Annotated in this window: 18 protein-coding genes; 6 read left to right on the top strand and 12 right to left on the bottom strand. The window is 56.4% G+C overall.

What is annotated here, in order from left to right; genetic code table 11:
* Positions 1 to 25: 25 nt before the first annotated feature.
* The 5 genes from M2406_RS13485 to M2406_RS13465 form a co-directional block, all read right to left on the bottom strand.
* The gene (locus tag M2406_RS13485) at positions 26 to 1,675 is read right to left on the bottom strand and encodes a Na+/H+ antiporter (RefSeq protein ID WP_259190327.1); all 1,650 of its coding nucleotides are present in this window, start codon (positions 1,673 to 1,675) and stop codon (positions 26 to 28) included.
* Between the two features lie 195 nt (positions 1,676 to 1,870).
* Positions 1,871 to 3,232 (bottom strand): NCS2 family permease, encoded by a 1,362-nt coding sequence (locus M2406_RS13480; protein ID WP_012147125.1) that lies wholly within the window; start codon positions 3,230 to 3,232, stop codon positions 1,871 to 1,873.
* Between the two features lie 336 nt (positions 3,233 to 3,568).
* The gene (locus M2406_RS13475; protein ID WP_012147126.1) at positions 3,569 to 3,976 is read right to left on the bottom strand and encodes a VOC family protein; all 408 of its coding nucleotides are present in this window, start codon (positions 3,974 to 3,976) and stop codon (positions 3,569 to 3,571) included.
* A gap of 47 nt (positions 3,977 to 4,023) precedes the next feature.
* Positions 4,024 to 4,692 (bottom strand): glutathione S-transferase family protein, encoded by a 669-nt coding sequence (locus M2406_RS13470; protein WP_012147127.1) that lies wholly within the window; start codon positions 4,690 to 4,692, stop codon positions 4,024 to 4,026.
* Entirely contained in the window at positions 4,689 to 5,132 is a 444-nt protein-coding gene (locus tag M2406_RS13465; RefSeq protein ID WP_012147128.1) for a lipocalin-like domain-containing protein, read from the bottom strand. The genes M2406_RS13470 and M2406_RS13465 overlap by 4 nt, the downstream gene beginning before the upstream one ends.
* A 211-nt stretch (positions 5,133 to 5,343) precedes the next feature.
* On the opposite strand from M2406_RS13465, the gene M2406_RS13460 reads away from it, so the two are divergent.
* Positions 5,344 to 5,604 carry a YdgH/BhsA/McbA-like domain containing protein gene (locus tag M2406_RS13460; RefSeq protein WP_012147129.1) on the top strand — a complete coding sequence of 87 codons (261 nt, stop codon included), beginning with the start codon at positions 5,344 to 5,346 and terminating at the stop codon, positions 5,602 to 5,604.
* Between the two features lie 56 nt (positions 5,605 to 5,660).
* Here M2406_RS13460 and M2406_RS13455 read toward each other — a convergent pair whose 3' ends face one another.
* Positions 5,661 to 6,578 (bottom strand): LysR family transcriptional regulator, encoded by a 918-nt coding sequence (locus M2406_RS13455; protein WP_259190323.1) that lies wholly within the window; start codon positions 6,576 to 6,578, stop codon positions 5,661 to 5,663.
* A gap of 130 nt (positions 6,579 to 6,708) precedes the next feature.
* On the opposite strand from M2406_RS13455, the gene M2406_RS13450 reads away from it, so the two are divergent.
* Together M2406_RS13450 and M2406_RS13445 are read left to right on the top strand one after the other, a co-directional pair.
* The gene (locus M2406_RS13450; RefSeq protein ID WP_012147131.1) at positions 6,709 to 7,458 is read left to right on the top strand and encodes a 3-oxoacyl-ACP reductase family protein; all 750 of its coding nucleotides are present in this window, start codon (positions 6,709 to 6,711) and stop codon (positions 7,456 to 7,458) included.
* A gap of 270 nt (positions 7,459 to 7,728) precedes the next feature.
* Positions 7,729 to 9,279, top strand: coding sequence for a lytic transglycosylase F (locus tag M2406_RS13445; RefSeq protein WP_259190322.1), 1,551 nt, complete (start codon positions 7,729 to 7,731; stop codon positions 9,277 to 9,279).
* A gap of 78 nt (positions 9,280 to 9,357) precedes the next feature.
* Here M2406_RS13445 and ssb1 read toward each other — a convergent pair whose 3' ends face one another.
* The gene (ssb1, locus tag M2406_RS13440; protein ID WP_017894189.1) at positions 9,358 to 9,894 is read right to left on the bottom strand and encodes a single-stranded DNA-binding protein SSB1; all 537 of its coding nucleotides are present in this window, start codon (positions 9,892 to 9,894) and stop codon (positions 9,358 to 9,360) included.
* A 277-nt stretch (positions 9,895 to 10,171) separates the two neighbouring features.
* Here ssb1 and uvrA point away from each other — a divergent pair, with 277 nt between their 5' ends.
* Together uvrA and M2406_RS13430 are read left to right on the top strand one after the other, a co-directional pair.
* Positions 10,172 to 13,003 carry an excinuclease ABC subunit UvrA gene (gene uvrA, locus M2406_RS13435; RefSeq protein WP_012147134.1) on the top strand — a complete coding sequence of 944 codons (2,832 nt, stop codon included), beginning with the start codon at positions 10,172 to 10,174 and terminating at the stop codon, positions 13,001 to 13,003.
* Positions 13,004 to 13,225: 222 nt separating this feature from the next.
* A complete protein-coding gene (locus tag M2406_RS13430; protein WP_259190319.1) occupies positions 13,226 to 14,278 on the top strand; it encodes an NAD(P)-dependent alcohol dehydrogenase in 1,053 nt (350 codons plus the stop codon).
* 38 nt (positions 14,279 to 14,316) lie between these two features.
* Here the strand turns inward: M2406_RS13430 and maa are convergent, their stop codons facing one another.
* From maa to M2406_RS13405, 5 genes are all read right to left on the bottom strand, one after another.
* On the bottom strand, positions 14,317 to 14,874 hold the full coding sequence (maa, locus tag M2406_RS13425) for a maltose O-acetyltransferase (protein WP_012147136.1): 558 nt from the start codon (positions 14,872 to 14,874) through the stop codon (positions 14,317 to 14,319).
* Positions 14,875 to 15,038: 164 nt separating this feature from the next.
* A complete protein-coding gene (locus tag M2406_RS13420; protein ID WP_012147137.1) occupies positions 15,039 to 15,392 on the bottom strand; it encodes an MmcQ/YjbR family DNA-binding protein in 354 nt (117 codons plus the stop codon).
* 4 nt (positions 15,393 to 15,396) lie between these two features.
* Complete coding sequence (locus tag M2406_RS13415) at positions 15,397 to 15,813, bottom strand: secondary thiamine-phosphate synthase enzyme YjbQ (protein WP_012147138.1); 417 nt, start codon at positions 15,811 to 15,813, stop codon at positions 15,397 to 15,399.
* A gap of 122 nt (positions 15,814 to 15,935) precedes the next feature.
* The gene (locus M2406_RS13410) at positions 15,936 to 17,129 is read right to left on the bottom strand and encodes an amino acid aminotransferase (RefSeq protein WP_259190316.1); all 1,194 of its coding nucleotides are present in this window, start codon (positions 17,127 to 17,129) and stop codon (positions 15,936 to 15,938) included.
* Positions 17,130 to 17,210: 81 nt separating this feature from the next.
* Positions 17,211 to 17,678: an Lrp/AsnC family transcriptional regulator gene (locus M2406_RS13405; RefSeq protein WP_012147140.1), complete on the bottom strand. Its 468-nt coding sequence runs from the start codon at positions 17,676 to 17,678 to the stop codon at positions 17,211 to 17,213.
* 214 nt (positions 17,679 to 17,892) lie between these two features.
* On the opposite strand from M2406_RS13405, the gene M2406_RS13400 reads away from it, so the two are divergent.
* Positions 17,893 to 18,660, top strand: a complete 768-nt coding sequence (locus M2406_RS13400; protein ID WP_012147141.1) for a transporter substrate-binding domain-containing protein — start codon at positions 17,893 to 17,895, stop codon at positions 18,658 to 18,660.
* Positions 18,661 to 18,669: the final 9 nt, after the last annotated feature.

The following is an 18,669-nucleotide window of genomic DNA, read 5'->3' as shown; positions in this document are numbered from 1 at the left end:
GACCGCGTCTGCGGCCCCATTGGCATTACCCCTCGCGCTCTATCAACAGCGCTTCCAGCAGGTCGAGATCGTGCAATAATTTTTGCAACGTCTCGTTGCTGATTTTCTGCGTGGCGCGCAGGTGATATAACTCACCGCGTTCGGCACGCAGCGCCGTCAGGCGAAAACGCCGTTCGAGGTTTTCCAGCATCAGCGCATTTTCGATATCGCCTTTAGTGGTGATGCGCCGCCGCAGCGTCCCGACCACCCGCGAACTGATCTCTTTCAATATCTGCGGATCGATATTTTCTTCGGTATCCACGGCCAGGCGTTCTTCCATTTTGTTGATGCTTTCGATCGCCACTTCGGCCGCCATGGCAATCGCCATCCGCTCTTCACTCTTGCTGACGCTCTTATCTGCCACCTGCACGCCGCGCAGCAACAGCGGCAACGCCATGACGCCGGCAATCAGCGAAAGCAGGATCACCCCGGCGGCAATAAACACCAGTTGATAGCGCGCCGGGAAGGCAGAACCGTCACTCAGCAACAGCGGAATGGACAGCACACCCGCCAGCGTAATCGCCCCACGCACCCCGGCGAACGACGCCACCCACAGTTCACGCGTGGTGAAATCGCCAAACTGCAACGGCCGTTTTTTCATAAAGCGACGGCTGGCGTTTTTCATCAGCCACAGCCAGGTGAAGCGCAACACCAGCAACGCGGCGTAGATGATGGCAACATCGGCAAACAGGTACCAGGTCTGAATGGTCGGATCCAGCTCTGCCTGGAAGATGGAGGTCTCCAGGATCCCCGGCAGCTGCAGGCCCAACATGATGAACACCATGCCGTTAAACACAAATTCCAGCATCGCCCAGACGCTGTTGGCACGCAGACGCATCGCCAGCGGGGCATTGCGGATCACGCCGGACTGGCTGATGGTCATCCCCGCAGCAACCGCGGCCAGGATGCCGGAGACGCCAATATGTTCGGCAATCAGATAAGAGGCAAACGGCAACAGAAGCAGGAATACAATTTGCGTTGCCGGGTCGTCGCCACTCCAGCGGCTCATGACGCGCAACGACTTACTGTAAAGCCAGGTGATCGCCACACCGGCCAGCAGGCCGCCGATCGCCACCTTGAGAAACTCCAGCGTCGCCCCGCCCACGGTAAATACCATGGTGCCCATCGCCACTGCGATGGCGAATTTGAGTGAGACCAGACCGGACGCGTCGTTCATCAGCGCCTCACCTTCCAGCACCCCCATGATCGACTTGGGAATACGCCCTTTACCCACGATGCCGGACAGCGCCACGGCATCGGTTGGCGACAGTACCGCCGCCAGGGCAAACGCCGCCACCAGCGGGATGCCCGGTACCATGGCGTAAATCAGGTAGCCGACACCGACGACGGTAATCAGCACCAGCACCAGTGCCAGACCAAGGATTTCACGGCCGTGGTGCAAAAATTCGCGGGTTGGCGTTTTCCAGCCATCGGCAAACAGCAACGGCGGAATAAACAGGACCAGGAACAATTCAGGGTCAAAGTCGACGTGCAGCCCAAAATGCGGCCAGGCCAACAAGGCCCCGATACCGATCTGCATTAACGGTAATGGCACCTGGAACGGCAACATGCGCGTCACCACCCCGGACAGGGAGACCACCAAAATTAAAATGAGGATTGTAAAAAAGATTTCCATGCTTTCCTTAGACTCTAGGGTTCAAACCACAACAGCACATAGCCGGAGTATGCCCCGATAGTAGATCACTTTTTTTACAGCGGTTAAAGCTTGTTGTGCCATTCAAAATGCAGTAGCGGCAGAAGGAGACTTATCTGAAGCAGAAATGGGGATAAAACATCCCCCGCCGAAGCGACGGGGGAAACACCAGCGCGATCAGATTGCCCAACCGCCGGCATAGAACGCCACCAGCGCCACGGCAATGGCCACGGTACCGATATTCAACCGACGCCATTCGCCGGAGAAGATACGGCCAATCACCAGTGCGCTAAAGCCCAGCATGATGCCGGTGACGATATTACAGGTCAGCACGATAAACACCGCGCACAGCAAGCCGGACATGGCATCGACAAAGTCGTTGAAGTCCAGCTTGGTGACATTGCTCAGCATCAGCAGGCCGACGTACATCAGCGCCGGTGCGGTGGCGTAAATCGGCACCAGATAAGATAACGGCGACAGGAACAGGATCATCAGGAACAGCAGACCGACCACGGTCGCAGTCAGGCCGGTTTTGCCGCCCGCCGCAGTACCCGCCGCAGATTCGATATACACCGCTGCCGGAGCCGCACCCACCAGGCCGGAGAAAATGCTGCTCAGGGAGTCCGAAGTCAGCGCTTTGCCGCCGTTGATGATCTGCCCGTCTTTATCCAACAGGTTAGCCTGACCGGCTACCGCACGGATGGTGCCGGTAGCGTCAAACACCGCCGTCATCACCAGCGCCAATACGCTCGGCAACACTACCGGCTGCAAGGCGCCCATGATATCCAGACTGAAAATCAGCGAATGGCCGTTAGCGTCCGCCAGGCTTGGCATGGCGAACAGCCCCTGATACTTCACTGCCGGGTCAAACACCAGCCCAATCACCGAAATGGCGATAATCACCAGCAGGATGCCGCCAGGAACGCGCAGTTTTTCCAAACCGAAAATCACCGCCAGCCCAAGCAGTGTCATCACTACCGGGAATGAAGTGAAGGCACCCAATGCCACCGGCAGGCCGTCCAGCGGGTTCTTCACCACCAGACCCACGCCGTTAGCGGCGATCAGCAACAGGAACAGACCAATGCCGATACCGGTGCCGTGTGCCACGCCCATCGGCAGATTGCGCAGGATCCAGGCGCGAATACCGGTGACCGAGATAATGGTAAAGAGCACGCCCATCAGGAATACCGCACCCAGCGCCACCGGAATGCTGATGTGCTGACCCAGCACCAGGCTGAAGGCGGTAAAGGCGGTCAGTGAGATCGCACAGCCGATAGCCATTGGTAAATTAGCCCACAACCCCATCAGCAACGAGCCCAGACCGGCAACCAGACAGGTGGCGACAAACACCGCCGTTGGCGGGAAACCCGCCTTGCCCAGCATGCTCGGTACCACAATCACCGAGTAAACCATCGCCAGGAAGGTGGTTAACCCCGCCACCACTTCCTGCCGCACGCTGCTGCCACGCGCAGAAATTTTAAAATAACCATCAAGCCCGCCTTTTGGTTTAACGGCGTTGTTCGCTTGAGAATTCGACATCTTGCTGTCCCCTGTGTTTCATTGCCAGCCCGTTGCAAGGCTTGTTATTCCGCCCACACCTGTTTGGTAGGGTATCGTTTGCTTTTCGGTCTTTCACTCACGTCGCCCATTGGCGGCGCTTATTAAGGCAAACGATTAACTCTCATGGCGTGAGGCGGGTGATTTATGGTGGTTTATTCAAGGCAAACGATTATCCAGCCTTCTGTACCCTCTGATCAACCAAAGATCGCGGCAATTTATGCAGAAAAGTAATGAGGCCCATCATTATCGAAAATATGAAATTTGTCACATAGGGAAATCTGATGGGAAAGCCCCCCGTTCGGAGGGCAAAAAGGGTCACTGGGCCTGCGCGGCCTTTTCGTCCATGTACATCAGTTCCCAGATATGACCGTCCAAATCCTGGAAACCGTGACCGTACATAAAGCCGTAATCCTGCGGCTGATTATAGGTATTACCGCCGGCAGCAATCGCCTTGCGCACCAGTGCATCCACTGCCGCCCGATCGGGCTGCGACAGACACAGCAAAACCTCGGTCGATTTTTTGGCATCGACAATCGGATTCGGGGTGAACATTTTGAATTTGTCGTGGGTCAGCAACATCACATAAATACTGTCGCTAACTACCATGCAAGCGGCGGTATCATCGGTAAACCGGGGATTAAAGCTGAAGCCCAGTTCGGTGAAAAATGTCATGGATGCGGGCAGATTGCCCACCGGCAGGTTAACAAAGATTTGCGTAGCCATGGGCTACCTCCGATGAAGGGTGACCTCATCGAGTATAGCCCATCGCCTCAGCTCAGCAGGTCATAAGGCCCGCCCTGCTCCAGCGCCCGCTGGTAGGCCGGACGCGTATGAATGCGCTGTAGATAACCGCGCAGCTTGGGGCAACCGTCCAGTGCGCCACGTGCCGCCATCGCCTCCAGCGGGAAGCTCATCTGGATATCCGCCGCGCTGAATTCATTACCGACAAACCAGGTGTTTTTGCTCAGGTGCTGTTCCAGATAATCACAGTGTGGCGCGATCTGTTTGTCCAGATATTCACGCTGCACGCCTTTACCAATCGCCCCCGCCACCGGCCGCAGCAACCAGGGGATCGGCGGCTGGCCCAACCGGCTAAACACCAGCTTCATCACCAGCAATGGCATTAACGACCCTTCGGCATAATGTAACCAATACCGGTACTGCTGACGGGCATGATAGTCGGTGGGAATAAACTGCCCCTGTGCGTCGTAGGCTTCCTGCAGGTATTCAATAATGGCGCCGGACTCCGCCAACGTCAGATCGCCATCAACAATCACCGGCGACTTGCCCAACGGATGAATTTTCTTTAACTCCGGCGGTGCCAACATAGTTTGCGGATCGCGCTGATAGCGCTGCACCTGATAGGGCACGTTCAACTCTTCCAAAAACCACAGGATACGCTGCGAACGCGAGTTATTCAGATGGTGAACAATGATCATGAGGGCGCTCCTATCCGTTGCCATACCAATTCGCCTGTCTGCACGCCGTTGCCAAACTGCAGCGGTACCGTACGAAGCTCGAGAAGATCGCCGGAGAAATGATAAAAGCGCACCTGTCGACTGCCGATCCAATTGGGGAACGAGCTGCCTTCGACCTGATGCACCACCCGCTGCTCGCTCTCGTCCACCTGATAGCGACCAAAATAACAAATCATGTTGATAAAGGCGGCGCGGAGCTCCTGTTCGCTGCCCTGTGCCAGATCGTCGGCGGCAAAGCTTGGCCGGGTGGCGCTGTAGAGCTGCGCCGCCATGGTGCCATTGGGCTCGTAGTTAATGCGACCCAGCACCTGCTCGCCCAGCGGGTGATTGACTCTGCCGTCTTCCCCTTTGAAGACAGAAGACACCAATGACCAACTGCCGATAAACGCGTTGACTGACATGCCGTTTACTCCTCTAAGGTTTCTGCTTACTCAAAGGGTAGTGGCGATTTTTCCAGCACGCCAGCGCAAGCCGCACCGCTCAAAAATAAGTCAATTTATTTGATAAAGATTATCAAAACTCTCCGATTTTCTATTCAGCCACGTCAGCCTATTATCTACCACATCGAGAGGCAACAACCTCTCACCTAAAAAATACCCTGAGGATTGAATCATGAAAAACATCAAAATTTTTGCTACTGCTCTGCTGCTGACTACCGCCTCTTTCGCCAGCGTTGCTGCCGACCAGCCAACCAGCCAACCTGCTGCCGACGCCCAGAAAATCGGTGTGGTATCCGTTAGCGGTGCCTCTAACCTGAGCGCGCTGGAAACTGAACTGGCCAACAAAGCCGCAGCATCAGGCGCCAGCTCTTACCGCATCATCTCCGCCGGTGGCCAGAACAAACTGTACGGCACCGCAGAAATCTTCAACTGATCGTCAGACAGTAAACTGACGGAAGAATGAAGCCCCGCAAGGGGCTTTTCACGTTTCTAGCGCGCGTCAAACCGAGCCGCCAACTTCTGCAGGCGGAATTGTTCGGTGATGTAATCGACGAACACCCGGGTTTTGGTAGGCAGAAATTTGGTGGTGGGGAAATACAGGTGCACACTACCGCGATCGACATACCAGCCTGGCAATACTCGCACCAGGCGACCGCTCTCCAGATAAGGTAACGCGTTCGGCATGCTGATCAGCGCAATGCCTAAACCCATTTCCGCGGCCCGTGCCGCCGCTTCCGGCTCGTTTACCGTCATTTTTATCGTCATGCTCGGCGCTCGCTGCTCGTTATCCGCATTGCGCAGCGGCAGGTTGCGGACTCGCCCGGTTTGCGGTGAGCGAATAAAAATGCCCGCATGACTCATCAACTGTTCCGGCTGCTGGAGCGATGGGTACTGTTGCAAATACTGCGTCGAAGCTACCAGCACGCCGTGTGCCGGTGCCAGTTCGCGAGCGATCATCCCCTGCGCCAGCTCGATACCGCCTCCCATTGCCGCATCGAAATGCTCGCCAATCAAATCCACCTGACGGTTATCAAAATGCCAGTCTGGAATAATCGACGGATAACGTGCCAGAAAGTCCGGCAACATCGGCAGCACAAAATGCAGGCCAAAAGCGGTACCCATGCTGACCTTTAAGGTTCCCGCAGCAACCCCACCGCTGCTACTCAAACTTTTCAACGCACACTGGATCGACAGCAAGCCGCCGCTGACCTCCTGCAAAAAACGTTCGCCCTCTTCGGTCAGCGTCAATTTACGCGTATTGCGCTGAAATAGTCGCACGCCCACCAACGACTCCAGTTTGGTGACGTTCTTTCCCACTGCGGCAGAACTGATCCCCAACTTGCGGCCGGCGGCGGAAAAACTGCCGCTCTCTGCGCTGCTGACAAAACATTCCAGATGGCCAAGCATGATTTTTCTCCGACGATTTCAAACCAATGGTTTAAGCTGATTATAGCTCTTTGTGGCTAGTTACCGATCCGCGTTTCTCCGATACTGAACCGGTAGCTTTATTAACCAAATCACACTCTGGAGAAACATCATGTCCGCAACTCTCTCTCTGCAAGGCAAAGTCGCATTCATTCAGGGCGGTTCACGCGGCATCGGTGCCGCCATCGCCAAACGTCTGGCGCGCGAAGGTGCCGCTGTGGCATTAACCTACGTCGCCTCTGCCGACAAAGCCGATGCGGTGGTGAGTGAAATCACTGCTGCCGGCGGCAAGGCGCTGGCGATCAAGGCCGACAGTGCCGATGCAACAGCGCTGCAGCAGGCGGTGCGCCAGGCAGTAAACAGCCTGGGCAATCTGGATATTTTGGTGAACAACGCCGGTGTGCTGGCGATGGGCAGCACCGAAGAACTGCCGCTGGAAGATCTGGACCGCACTCTGGCGGTGAACGTCCGCAGCGTGTTTGTCGCCAGTCAGGAAGCCGCGCGTCATATGAATGATGGCGGTCGCATCATCAATATTGGCAGCACCAACGCCGAACGTATGCCATTTGCCGGCGGCGCGGTATATGCGATGAGTAAATCTGCGCTGGTCGGCCTGACCAAAGGCATGGCACGCGATCTCGGCCCACGCGGCATTACCGTCAACAACGTGCAGCCCGGCCCGGTAGATACCGATATGAACCCGGACAACAGCGATTTCGCCGAGCAGTTGAAAGGGATGATGGCGATCGGTCGTTACGGCAAGGACGAAGAGATCGCCAGCTTCGTCGCTTATCTGGTTGGCCCCGAGGCGGGATATATCACCGGTGCCAGCCTGAGCATCGACGGCGGCTTCTCGGCTTAATGTTCCCAGAAAAACAAAAAGCCCCTCTCGGGTAATGCCGTTCAGTTAAGTACAGTTCTGAATAAGGATGTACGACGTTGTTTAAGTGGGCGTCCCCCTCTCCCGAGGGAGAGGGCCGGGGTGAGGGGCTTTCGCGTTGGTATGTATCCCCTCACCCTAACCCTCTCCCAAAGGAGAGGGAACAATATCACCTTAACTGACCAGCATTGCCCTCTCGGGGCTTTTTTAGTTTGACTACAATGAGAAGACGCACCATTCGGAGTGTCTTCCATGAATGCCACCTCTTCCCAAAGATTGCTAGTCGCCTGCCTGGCGTGTCTCACAGCCCTGCTGTTCACCGGTTCAGTATATGCGGCCCCAATGAAGGACAAGACGCAGGATCAGGAAGAACCAGAGACGCTCCGGGTCAATATGGACGACATCATGCGCCCCTGGCTGGGGGATTTGCCAGGCATGCTCGATCGACGGGTGATTCGGGTATTGACGACTTACAGCAAAACCTTTTTCTTTATCACCAAGGGCACCCAGCGCGGAGCCACCCATGACATATTTATGGAGTTCGAGCGCGACCTTAATCTCAAGTTGATGAAGGATAAAAAGCTCAAACAGCGCCATCTTAAGGTGCGCGTCATCTTCGTGCCGGTAGCTCGTGACCAGTTACTCAATGCCCTCAATGAAGGCCGGGGCGACATTGCTGCCTCCAACCTCACCATTACCCCGGCGCGTCAGGAGCAAGTGACATTCACTACCGCTCTTTATCCGAAAGTGAAGGAACTGCTGATTTCTGGCCCCTCCTCACCCAAAGTGGAAAACCTGGAACAACTTTCCGGAAAAACGGTATTCGTGCGCCTCTCATCGAGCTATCACGAAAGCCTGGTGGCCCTGAATAAGCGCTTTGCCCAGGAATCACGTCCTCCCGTTATCCTGGAGACAGCCCCCGAAGCGCTCGAGGATGAGGATCTGATCGAGATGCTGAGTGCCGGCCTCATTCCACTTATCGTGGTTGATCGCCATAAGGCTCTGTTCTGGAAACAGGTTTTCCCTATAATTCAGATACACGAAAATGTGGTGCTGCGTGACGATGCCGACATCGCCTGGGCGGTGCGCAAGGATAACCCGCAGTTACTCGCTTTGCTCAACGGCTTCGTAGAGAAGAATCGCCAGGGCAGCAAGTTGGGTAACACCCTTCTGTTGCGCTACCTGAAAAATGCCAAATATGTCAAAAACGCGGCCTCGGAGAAAGAGCGCGCCAAATTTCTGGCGATGGTGGACGTGTTCAGGAAATATGGCGATCGCTATAACGTGGACTGGCTACTGATGGTGGCCCAGGGCTATCAGGAGTCGCGCCTCAACCAGTCGGTCCGCAGCCCGGTGGGGGCCATCGGTATTATGCAGGTGATGCCGGGCACCGGCAAAGAGCTGAAGGTCGGCGACATCCGCAAACTGGATCCCAATATCAATGCCGGGGTGAAATACATGCGCTGGATGATTGACCGCTACTACGCAGACGAGCCGATGACGCCCCTCGACAAAGTGCTGTTCTCATTCGCCTCTTACAACGCAGGCCCAGCCCGCATCGCTCGTTTGCGAGCGGAAACGGAGAAACGTGGCTTTAACCCCAATATCTGGTTTGGCAATGTGGAATACCTGGCCGCTGAACGGATTGGGGCCGAGACGGTGACCTATGTCAGCAATATCTACAAATACTACGTCGCTTATCGGCTGATCATGGATCAGCGAACTCGCAAGCAGCAGGCCATGGACCAATCCAAAAGTGCGCCAGCAGCAGAGAAGCCGCAACAAGCCCCAGTGGGGCAGTGAGTTTGGCGAGAAGCAGCCTCCTTCAGAAACAAAAAAGCCCCTTTCGGGGCTTTTTCATCGGCTTTAGACAACCTGATATCAGAAAGGAATATCGTCGTCGAAGTCCATTGGCGGTTCGTTGCTGCTGGCTGCCGGCGCATTGTTTTGCGCTGGGCGAGCCTGCTGGCCACCGCTGAACTGGTTGCCGCCTTGCGGCTGTTGAGGCTGACCCCAACCGCCCTGACCACCGGAAGCCTGACCACCGCCTGCAGGTGCACCGCCGCCTTGACGGCCGCCCAGCATCTGCATGGTGCCGCCCACGTTTACAACGATCTCGGTGGTGTATTTTTCAACGCCAGCCTGATCGGTCCACTTACGGGTTTGCAGAGCGCCCTCGATATACACCTGGGAACCTTTACGCAGATATTCGCCCGCCACTTCAGCCAGCTTGCCGAACAGCACAACGCGGTGCCACTCAGTCTTTTCTTTCTGCTCGCCAGTCGCCTTGTCACGCCAGCTTTCGGAGGTCGCCAGGGTAATGTTGGCCACTGCGCCGCCATTCGGCATGTAACGGACTTCTGGGTCTTGGCCCAGATTCCCGACCAGAATTACTTTGTTTACGCCTCTGCTGGCCATGAGAACTCTCCTGAAGATTGATTTTTACACAGTATAAACGAGTAAGTTTAACACGCTCAGCCCGAAACGACACCCGTGTTGATAACTGCGTATTCTATTCCAGAATTGTCGTTCCGATCGACCTTGTTGCATTCGTATACTGGATATTCATTCAGGTTTTTTTGTGTCATAATTATGCGTTTCGTACTGGCTGTGCCGGTTTTTTGCGCGTTCGATCACAAAATCGTCCGTAAATCACCCAGACAGGCGCGGTGTATCATCAAGACGGGAAGTGTAAATGGACAATATCGAAGTTCGTGGTGCTCGGACCCATAATCTCAAAAACATCAACCTGATTATCCCGCGTGACAAGCTGATCGTCGTCACCGGTTTATCCGGTTCAGGCAAGTCCTCGCTGGCTTTTGATACTCTGTATGCCGAAGGGCAGCGTCGCTACGTCGAGTCGCTCTCCGCCTATGCACGCCAGTTCCTCTCGCTGATGGAAAAACCGGACGTCGACCACATTGAAGGCCTGTCTCCGGCGATCTCCATCGAGCAGAAATCGACCTCACATAACCCGCGATCTACGGTCGGCACCATTACCGAGATCCACGATTACCTGCGCCTGTTGTTTGCCCGCGTCGGCGAACCGCGCTGCCCGGAGCACCATGTGCCGCTGGCGGCGCAAACCGTCAGCCAAATGGTGGACAACGTGCTCAACCAGCCGGAAGGCAAACGCCTGATGCTGCTGGCACCGGTGGTAAAAGACCGCAAGGGCGAGCACACCAAAACGCTGGAAAATCTGGCCACCCAGGGCTATATCCGTGCGCGTATCGACGGTGAAGTCTGCGATCTTTCCGATCCGCCAAAATTGGAGCTGCAGAAGAAGCACACTATCGAAGTGGTGGTCGATCGCTTCAAGGTGCGTGACGATATGTCGCAGCGTCTGGCGGAATCGTTCGAGACCGCGCTGGAGCTGTCCGGCGGCACGGCCGTCGTCGCCGACATGGACGACGAGAAGGCCGATGAGCTGCTGTTCTCCGCCAACTTCGCCTGCCCCATCTGCGGCTACAGCATGCGCGAGCTGGAACCGCGGCTGTTCTCGTTCAACAACCCGGCCGGTGCCTGCCCGACCTGTGACGGCCTGGGCGTGCAGCAGTTCTTCGATCCGGAACGTGTGGTACAGAACCCTGAGCTTTCGCTGGCCGGCGGCGCGATCCGCGGCTGGGATCGCCGTAACTTCTATTACTTCCAGATGCTGCGCTCGTTGTCGGAGCATTACGCGTTTGACGTCGAAGCGCCGTTCAACAGCCTGGATGCCAACGTGCAGAAAGCGGTGCTCAGCGGTTCCGGCAAAGAAACCATCGAATTCAAATATATCAACGATCGCGGTGATACCACCGTGCGCCGCCATCCGTTCGAAGGCGTGCTGCACAATATGGAACGCCGCTATAAAGAGACCGAATCGAGCGCGGTACGCGAAGAGCTGGCCAAGTTTATCAGCAACCGTCCTTGCGCCTCGTGCCACGGCACCCGCCTGCGTGAAGAAGCGCGCAACGTGTTCGTTGAAGACACCACGCTGCCGGAAATCTCCGATCTGAGCATCGGCCACGCCATGAGCTTCTTCCAGAACATGAAGCTCAGCGGCCAACGCGCCCAGATTGCCGAGAAAGTGCTGAAAGAAATTGGCGATCGCCTTAAGTTCCTGGTGAACGTCGGCCTGAACTACCTGTCGCTGTCACGCTCGGCGGAAACCCTGTCCGGCGGTGAGGCACAGCGTATCCGTCTGGCCAGCCAAATTGGCGCCGGTTTGGTGGGCGTAATGTACGTACTGGACGAGCCGTCAATCGGCCTGCATCAGCGCGACAACGAACGCCTGCTGGAAACGCTGATCCACCTGCGCAACCTCGGTAACACGGTGATCGTGGTTGAGCATGACGAAGACGCCATCCGCGCCGCCGATCACGTGATCGACATCGGCCCCGGTGCCGGGGTGCATGGCGGCCAGGTGGTGGCAGAAGGTACCGTCGAAGACATCATGGCGCAGCCGGAATCACTGACCGGCCAGTTCCTCAGCGGCAAACGTGGGATTGCCATTCCTGAGCAACGTGTACCGGCCGATCCGACCAAGGTGCTGAAACTGAGCGGCGCACGCGGCAACAACCTGAAAGACGTGACGCTGACGCTGCCGGTGGGGCTGTTTACCTGTATTACCGGGGTTTCCGGCTCGGGCAAGTCAACGCTGATCAACGACACGCTGTTCCCAATCGCCCAGCGCCAGCTCAACGGCGCTACCCTGGCCGAACCTGCACCTTTCCGCGAAGTGACCGGTCTGGAGCATTTCGACAAGGTGATCGACATCGATCAAAGCCCGATCGGTCGGACTCCACGTTCTAACCCGGCGACTTACACCGGCATCTTCACTCCGGTGCGTGAACTGTTCGCCGGCGTGCCTGAGTCGCGTAGCCGTGGCTACAACCCAGGCCGCTTCAGTTTTAACGTCAAGGGCGGCCGCTGCGAAGCCTGTCAGGGCGACGGCGTGATCAAGGTGGAAATGCACTTCCTGCCGGATATCTACGTGCCGTGCGACCACTGTAAAGGCAAGCGCTATAACCGCGAAACGCTGGAAGTGAAGTACAAAGGCAAAAGCATTCACGAAGTGCTGGAGATGACCATCGAAGAGGCGCGTGAATTCTTCGACGCGGTGCCTGCATTGGCGCGCAAACTGCAAACCTTGATGGAAGTGGGCCTGTCGTACATCCGTCTCGGCCAGTCGGCCACCACGCTGTCCGGCGGCGAGGCGCAACGCGTCAAGCTGGCACGTGAGCTGTCGAAACGCGGTACCGGCCAAACGCTGTATATCCTGGATGAGCCGACCACCGGTCTGCACTTCGCCGATATCCAGCAACTGCTGGCGGTGCTGCATCAGCTGCGCGACCAGGGCAATACCATCGTGGTGATTGAGCACAATCTGGACGTGATTAAAACCGCGGACTGGATCGTCGACCTGGGGCCGGAAGGCGGCAGCGGCGGCGGTGAGATCCTGGTGGCCGGTACGCCGGAAACCGTGGCCAACTGCGAAGCTTCACATACCGCGCGCTTCCTTAAGCCGTTACTGAAGAAGAAGTAATCCCTGCCCGGCGGGCCGTTCCTGTAGCGGCCCGCGCTATTACCTGTTTCGCTCAAATTGAACAGAAACAGGCAAGATTTAGACATTTTCAGGCATTTCCCTCCCCGCTCGCAGCTTTTATCATCAATGTTCCCTCTGTGGCCACCTGCTGTATCCAGGCCGCGTCTCACCGGCATCCTGCTGCCGGAAGTAGTTCCCCACCCTTTGATGACTGGAGTGACCATGAACATTACGCACGCCTATGCCGCGCACGATGCCAAGTCAGCGCTTGTTCCTTTTGATTACACGCCGCGCACCCTGCGCGACCACGATGTGCAAATCAACGTTCTGTTCTGCGGCGTCTGCCATTCTGATCTGCACCAGGCCCGCAACGAATGGAGCAACACAATTTTCCCGGTAGTGCCCGGCCACGAGATTGTTGGCCGCGTGAGTGCCGTCGGCAGCCATGTTTCACGCTATCAGGTCGGCGATTTGGTCGGCGTGGGTTGTATGGTGGACTCTTGCCGTAGCTGTCCGAGCTGTGAAGAAGGGCTGGAGCAATACTGTGAAAACGGCTTTACCGGCACCTATAACGGACAGGATCGGCAAACCGGTGCCATCACCTACGGCGGCTACTCAACCGCGATGACCGTGGACCAGGACTTTGTGCTGCGGGTGCCGGAGAACCTCGATCCGGCCGGTGTAGCGCCACTGCTGTGCGCCGGTATCACCACCTATTCCCCGTTGCGCCAATGGGGTGCCGGCCCCGGTAAAAAGGTCGGCATTGTTGGTCTGGGCGGATTAGGACATATGGGGGTCAAATTGGCCCGGGCGATGGGCGCGCATGTGGTGCTGTTCACTACCTCAGAATCCAAAGTCGAGGATGCCAAACGCCTCGGTGCCCACGAAGTGGTCATTTCCCGTGACCCGGAACAGATGGCGCAGCACACCAACAGCTTCGACTTTTTTCTTAACACCGTCGCAGCCCAGCACGATCTGAACCCGTTCCTTAACCTGCTGCGCCGCGACGGCACCCTGACGCTGGTCGGTGCCCCGGAACACGATCACCCGTCACCGCAGGTGTTTAATCTGATCATGAAACGCCGCCGCCTCGCCGGTTCGCTGATCGGCGGTATTGCAGAAACCCAGGAGATGCTGGATTTCTGTGGTCAGCACGGTATTACCTCGGACATCGAACTGATCCCGATGCAGCAAATCAACCAGGCCTATGAGCGGATGCTGAAAAGCGACGTGAAATACCGTTTCGTGGTGGATATCAACTCGCTGCGAGCTTAACTCTAAGGGCGCCATTCATTGTGGCGCCCGATTTTTGCTTACAGTTGTTTAATCACCCGTGCCGGGTTGCCGCCGACCACGCAGTTGGCCGGTACGTCTTTAGTGACCACCGCCCCGGATGCCACCACCACGTTATCCCCCAGAGTCACGCCAGGGTTAATCACCGCCCGACCGCCAATCCACACGTTGTCGCCAATGCGCACCGGCTTGCCGAACTCCGCACCGCCGACGCGCGTTTCCGCATCCAACGGATGGGTGGCAGTGTAGATATGCACCCCCGGTGCCAGCATGCAGTTATCACCGATATGCACTTCGCACACGTCGAGGATCACGCAGTCAAAATTGGCGTAAAAGTTCTTACCCAGGTAGATGTTGTAGCCGTAATCGCAGCGAAAAGTCGGCTCGATGGTTCCCCCCTGATACTGGCCCAACAGCTCCGCCAGCCACTGTTTACGCAGGTCAGTCTCATCCGGGGAAGAATGGTTGTAATGGTGCACCAACTGGCGTGCATGCTTACGCTCGCTGCGCAGTAGCTCGTCGCCGGCATCATACAACTCGCCGGCAATCATCTTGCGTTTCTGTTCACTCATGGCCATCTCACGGCATCCTTTAATCTGGCGGCTTATGGAGTAAAAAGCCTAGTCGTTTCCGGCACAGATTAAAACGGGAACGTTCCCATTCTCGAATCACGATCACAGTTTGAAAGGTAGACAGGAAGATAGGCGATTAAAAAGGCAGGCGGTGCGCCTGCCCTCAACGCTTAAGCGCGCAGTTCCTGGCGCACGTGGTCAGGTAACCCTTCCAGCACCAACTGATATGAACTGTCGATCAGGGTATAAAACTGCGAGTTCGGCAGGTTGCCGTCAAGAAACACCGTATTCCAGTGCGCTTTGTTCAGCCGCTCACAGGCGACGATCTCCGGATGGTGTTCCCGCAGGCTCTCCGCCAGTTCCGGGCTGGATTTTACCGCCAGCGCCGGCCGCCCCTGCACCTCGCACACCATGGCGAACATAACGTCACCAACCTTGATCTGACTGGCCTGCCACTGGTTCTGGTCGCTCTGTTCCGCGCCCGGCTTCGCCATGCAGTATTCCAGCAGTGCTGTGTTATTCATTGGGTTATTCCCCCTGTAAAGTGGCCACAATACGGCGTGAACCGCCGTGGATGCGGTGCTCCCCCAGCCAAATTCCCTGCCATGTGCCCAGCATCAGTCGCCCGTGACCGACAGGCAACGTCAGGGACGTGCCCAACAGAGAGGATTTGATGTGCGCCGGCATGTCGTCCGGCCCTTCATAGTCGTGCTGATAGGGTGCGTTCTCTGGCACCTGACGCAGGAAATGCTGTTCCATGTCGGCTCGCACCGTAGGATCGCAGTTCTCGTTCAGCGTCAGCGAGGCCGAGGTATGTTGCAACAACAGGTGCAACAGGCCAGTTTGCAGGCGGTGTAAGTGGGTTAGCTGGTCGGTAATCTCTTCGGTAACCAGATGAAAACCACGCGCTTTTGCGCTGAGGATTAGCGTTTGCTGATGCCACATGAGTGAGCGCCCCTCAATCAGTATATTCTCTATCCAGTTTGCAGCAACTCCGGCGGCAAACCGACAACAAAAAGGGAGCGATATCACTATCGCTCCCTTGCGAACTTCAAACCCTAACAACATTATTGCACTGCGGCAAACGCCTCGGCCACCTGATGCACATTGTTATGGTTCAGGCCGGCCATGCAGACACGGCCGCTGTGGATCAGGTACACACCGAACTCTTCACGCAGACGATCGACCTGCGCCGCGCTGAAACCGGTGTAGCTGAACATACCGCGCTGTTCCAGCAGGTAATCGAAGTTACGCTGCGGCAGAGCAACCTTCAGCGCTTCCACCAGCGTTTTGCGCATCTCAAGGATGCGGGTACGCATGATTTCCACTTCTGCCAGCCACTGGGCTTTCAGCTGCGCATCGTTCAGCACCTTCGCCACCACCTGCGCACCAAAGTTCGGCGGGCTGGAATAGTTGCGGCGAACCGTGGCTTTCAACTGGCCCAATACGCGCCCCGCCGCCTCTTCGCTTTCACACACCACCGACAGGCCGCCGACGCGTTCGCCGTACAGCGAGAAGATTTTCGAGAACGAATTACTTACCAGGCATGGCAGACCGGCCGCAGCCATAGTGCGGATGGCATAGGCATCATCGGCAATCCCACCGCCAAAACCCTGATAGGCGATATCAAGGAACGGGATCAGTTCACGTTCGGCAATCACTTTGACCACTTCATCCCACTGGGCATGGGTCAGGTCAGAGCCGGTCGGGTTATGGCAGCACGGGTGCAGCAGCGCGATGCTGTGCTTCGGCAACTGTTTCAATGCGCTCAGCATGGCGTCAAACTTCACGCCCAGGCTTTCGCTGTCGAAGTAGGGATAGGTATTGACCTTGAAGCCGGCACCGCCAAAGATGGCGATGTGGTTTTCCCAGGTCGGATCGCTGACCCACACCTGCGAATCCGGGAAATAGCTTTTCAGGAAGTCGGCACCGACCTTCAGCGCGCCGGAACCGCCCACGGTTTGAATGGTGGCGATACGCTCCTGTTGCAACATCGGGTGCTCGGCGCCAAACAGCAGATGCTGAATGGCAATACGGTAAGGCTGCAGGCCTTCCATCGGCAGGTATACTGACGCGCCGTGATCCACGCTGCTCAGTTGCGCTTCTGCGGCGGCAACCGCCTTCATCTGCGGGATAATGCCCTGCTCGTCATAGTAAAGGCCGATACTCAGGTTAACCTTGTGCGAACGGGGATCTTTTTTGAATTTTTCCATCAGCGACAGGATCGGGTCACCTGCATAGGCATCAACGTTCTGAAACACGGGTTGTTCTCCTGGATTATTAGGTTCGGGGGCACAGTATCAGGCTCTAATATAGACGGAAAAGGCCGTTCAGTTTGAGCTTTATCTCGCAACCGGCAACAAACCGTTTTCCTTGATTCGGTTGAGCACCACCGCCGTTTTGATATGCGCCACGCTTTTATGCCGCGACAGCGTCTGACTGATAAAGTCGTCCAGCGCCGGCAGGTCCGCCACCGCCACCTTCAGCAGATAATCAGCATCGCCGGTAGTTTTATAGGCGTCAAGAATGGCGTCCACTTCTTCCAGCATCTGGTGGAAACTGTCGATCTGCTCCTGGGCATGGTGAGTCAGGCTCACTTCTATCAGCCCCACCAGCCCCAGCCCGACGGCCTCCGGTGCCAGCCGTGCATGGTAGCCGCGGATCAGCTGTGCCTGCTCCAGACTGATGCGCCGCCGGGAACACTGGGAGGCCGACAACCCCACCAGATCGCTCAGTTCCTGATTGGTCAGACGGCCATTGGCCTGTAGCAGCGTCAGGATTTTCATATCAAAATCGTCAATGTTGTACATAGCCACCTGTAAACTGTGTTAATAAATGTTGACGTTACAGCCTATCAGTTTTTTGACTGTGGATACCCTTCCCCCACCGAGGTTGTGAAGCGCACAGCAGCAATGCCGAACGTTTCCAGCTGCTAATGGCATAAAAAGTGGGTAACTCGCGCAAGTCAGCGACAATTAACGCCTAAAGAGCGCATAAAACCACGAATGTATAAAAAGGACGCCGATGAAAAAATTATTACCTCTCGCACTGCTGGTTGCCGCCGGGAGCGCCAGCGCTCAATCGCACCTGGATAAGGTGATCCAGCAGGGCACACTGGAAGTGTGCACCACCGGCGATTACAAGCCTTATACCTTCCTGAAAGAAGACGGCAGCTATGAAGGCATTGATATCGATATGGCGGAATCGCTGGCCAAAAGCCTGGGCGCCAAAGTGAAATGGGTAAAAACCAGTTGGAAAACCCTGACGCCGGACTTTGTCGCCGGTAAATGCGACATCGCCATGGGCGGTATCTCCGTCACGCTGCAGCGTCAAAGGCAGGTATTTTTCGCCGACATGCTGGATACCGACGGCAAGATCCCATTGGTACGCTGCACCGACGTGAAGAAATACCGCACCATCGACCAGATTAACAAACCGTCGGTGCGTCTGTTGGAGCCGGCGGGCGGCACCAACGAAGCCTTCGTGCACGCCTATCTGCCCAAGGCCAAACTGACGTTGACCCATGATAACGTGGGGATTTTCCAGCAGTTGGTCGACAAGAAAGCCGATGTCATGATCACCGACGCCTCCGAGGCGCTGTATCAGCAAAAACGTTTTCCGAAACTGTGCGCGGTGAATCCCAAAAAACCGATGCAGTACGGCGAGAAGGCCTACATGCTGCCGCGTGATGATTTAAGCTGGAAATTGTATGTGGATCAGTGGCTGCACCTGTCCAAAGCGACGGGTGAGTATCAGAGCATTATCGATCAATGGCTGGCGGTAAAGAAATAACGCGTTATT

It is taken from the genome of Serratia sp. BIGb0163, from assembly GCF_024809935.1.
GTDB classification, from domain to species: domain Bacteria; phylum Pseudomonadota; class Gammaproteobacteria; order Enterobacterales; family Enterobacteriaceae; genus Serratia; species Serratia quinivorans.
This window is presented reverse-complemented; position numbering and strand designations above follow the sequence as displayed.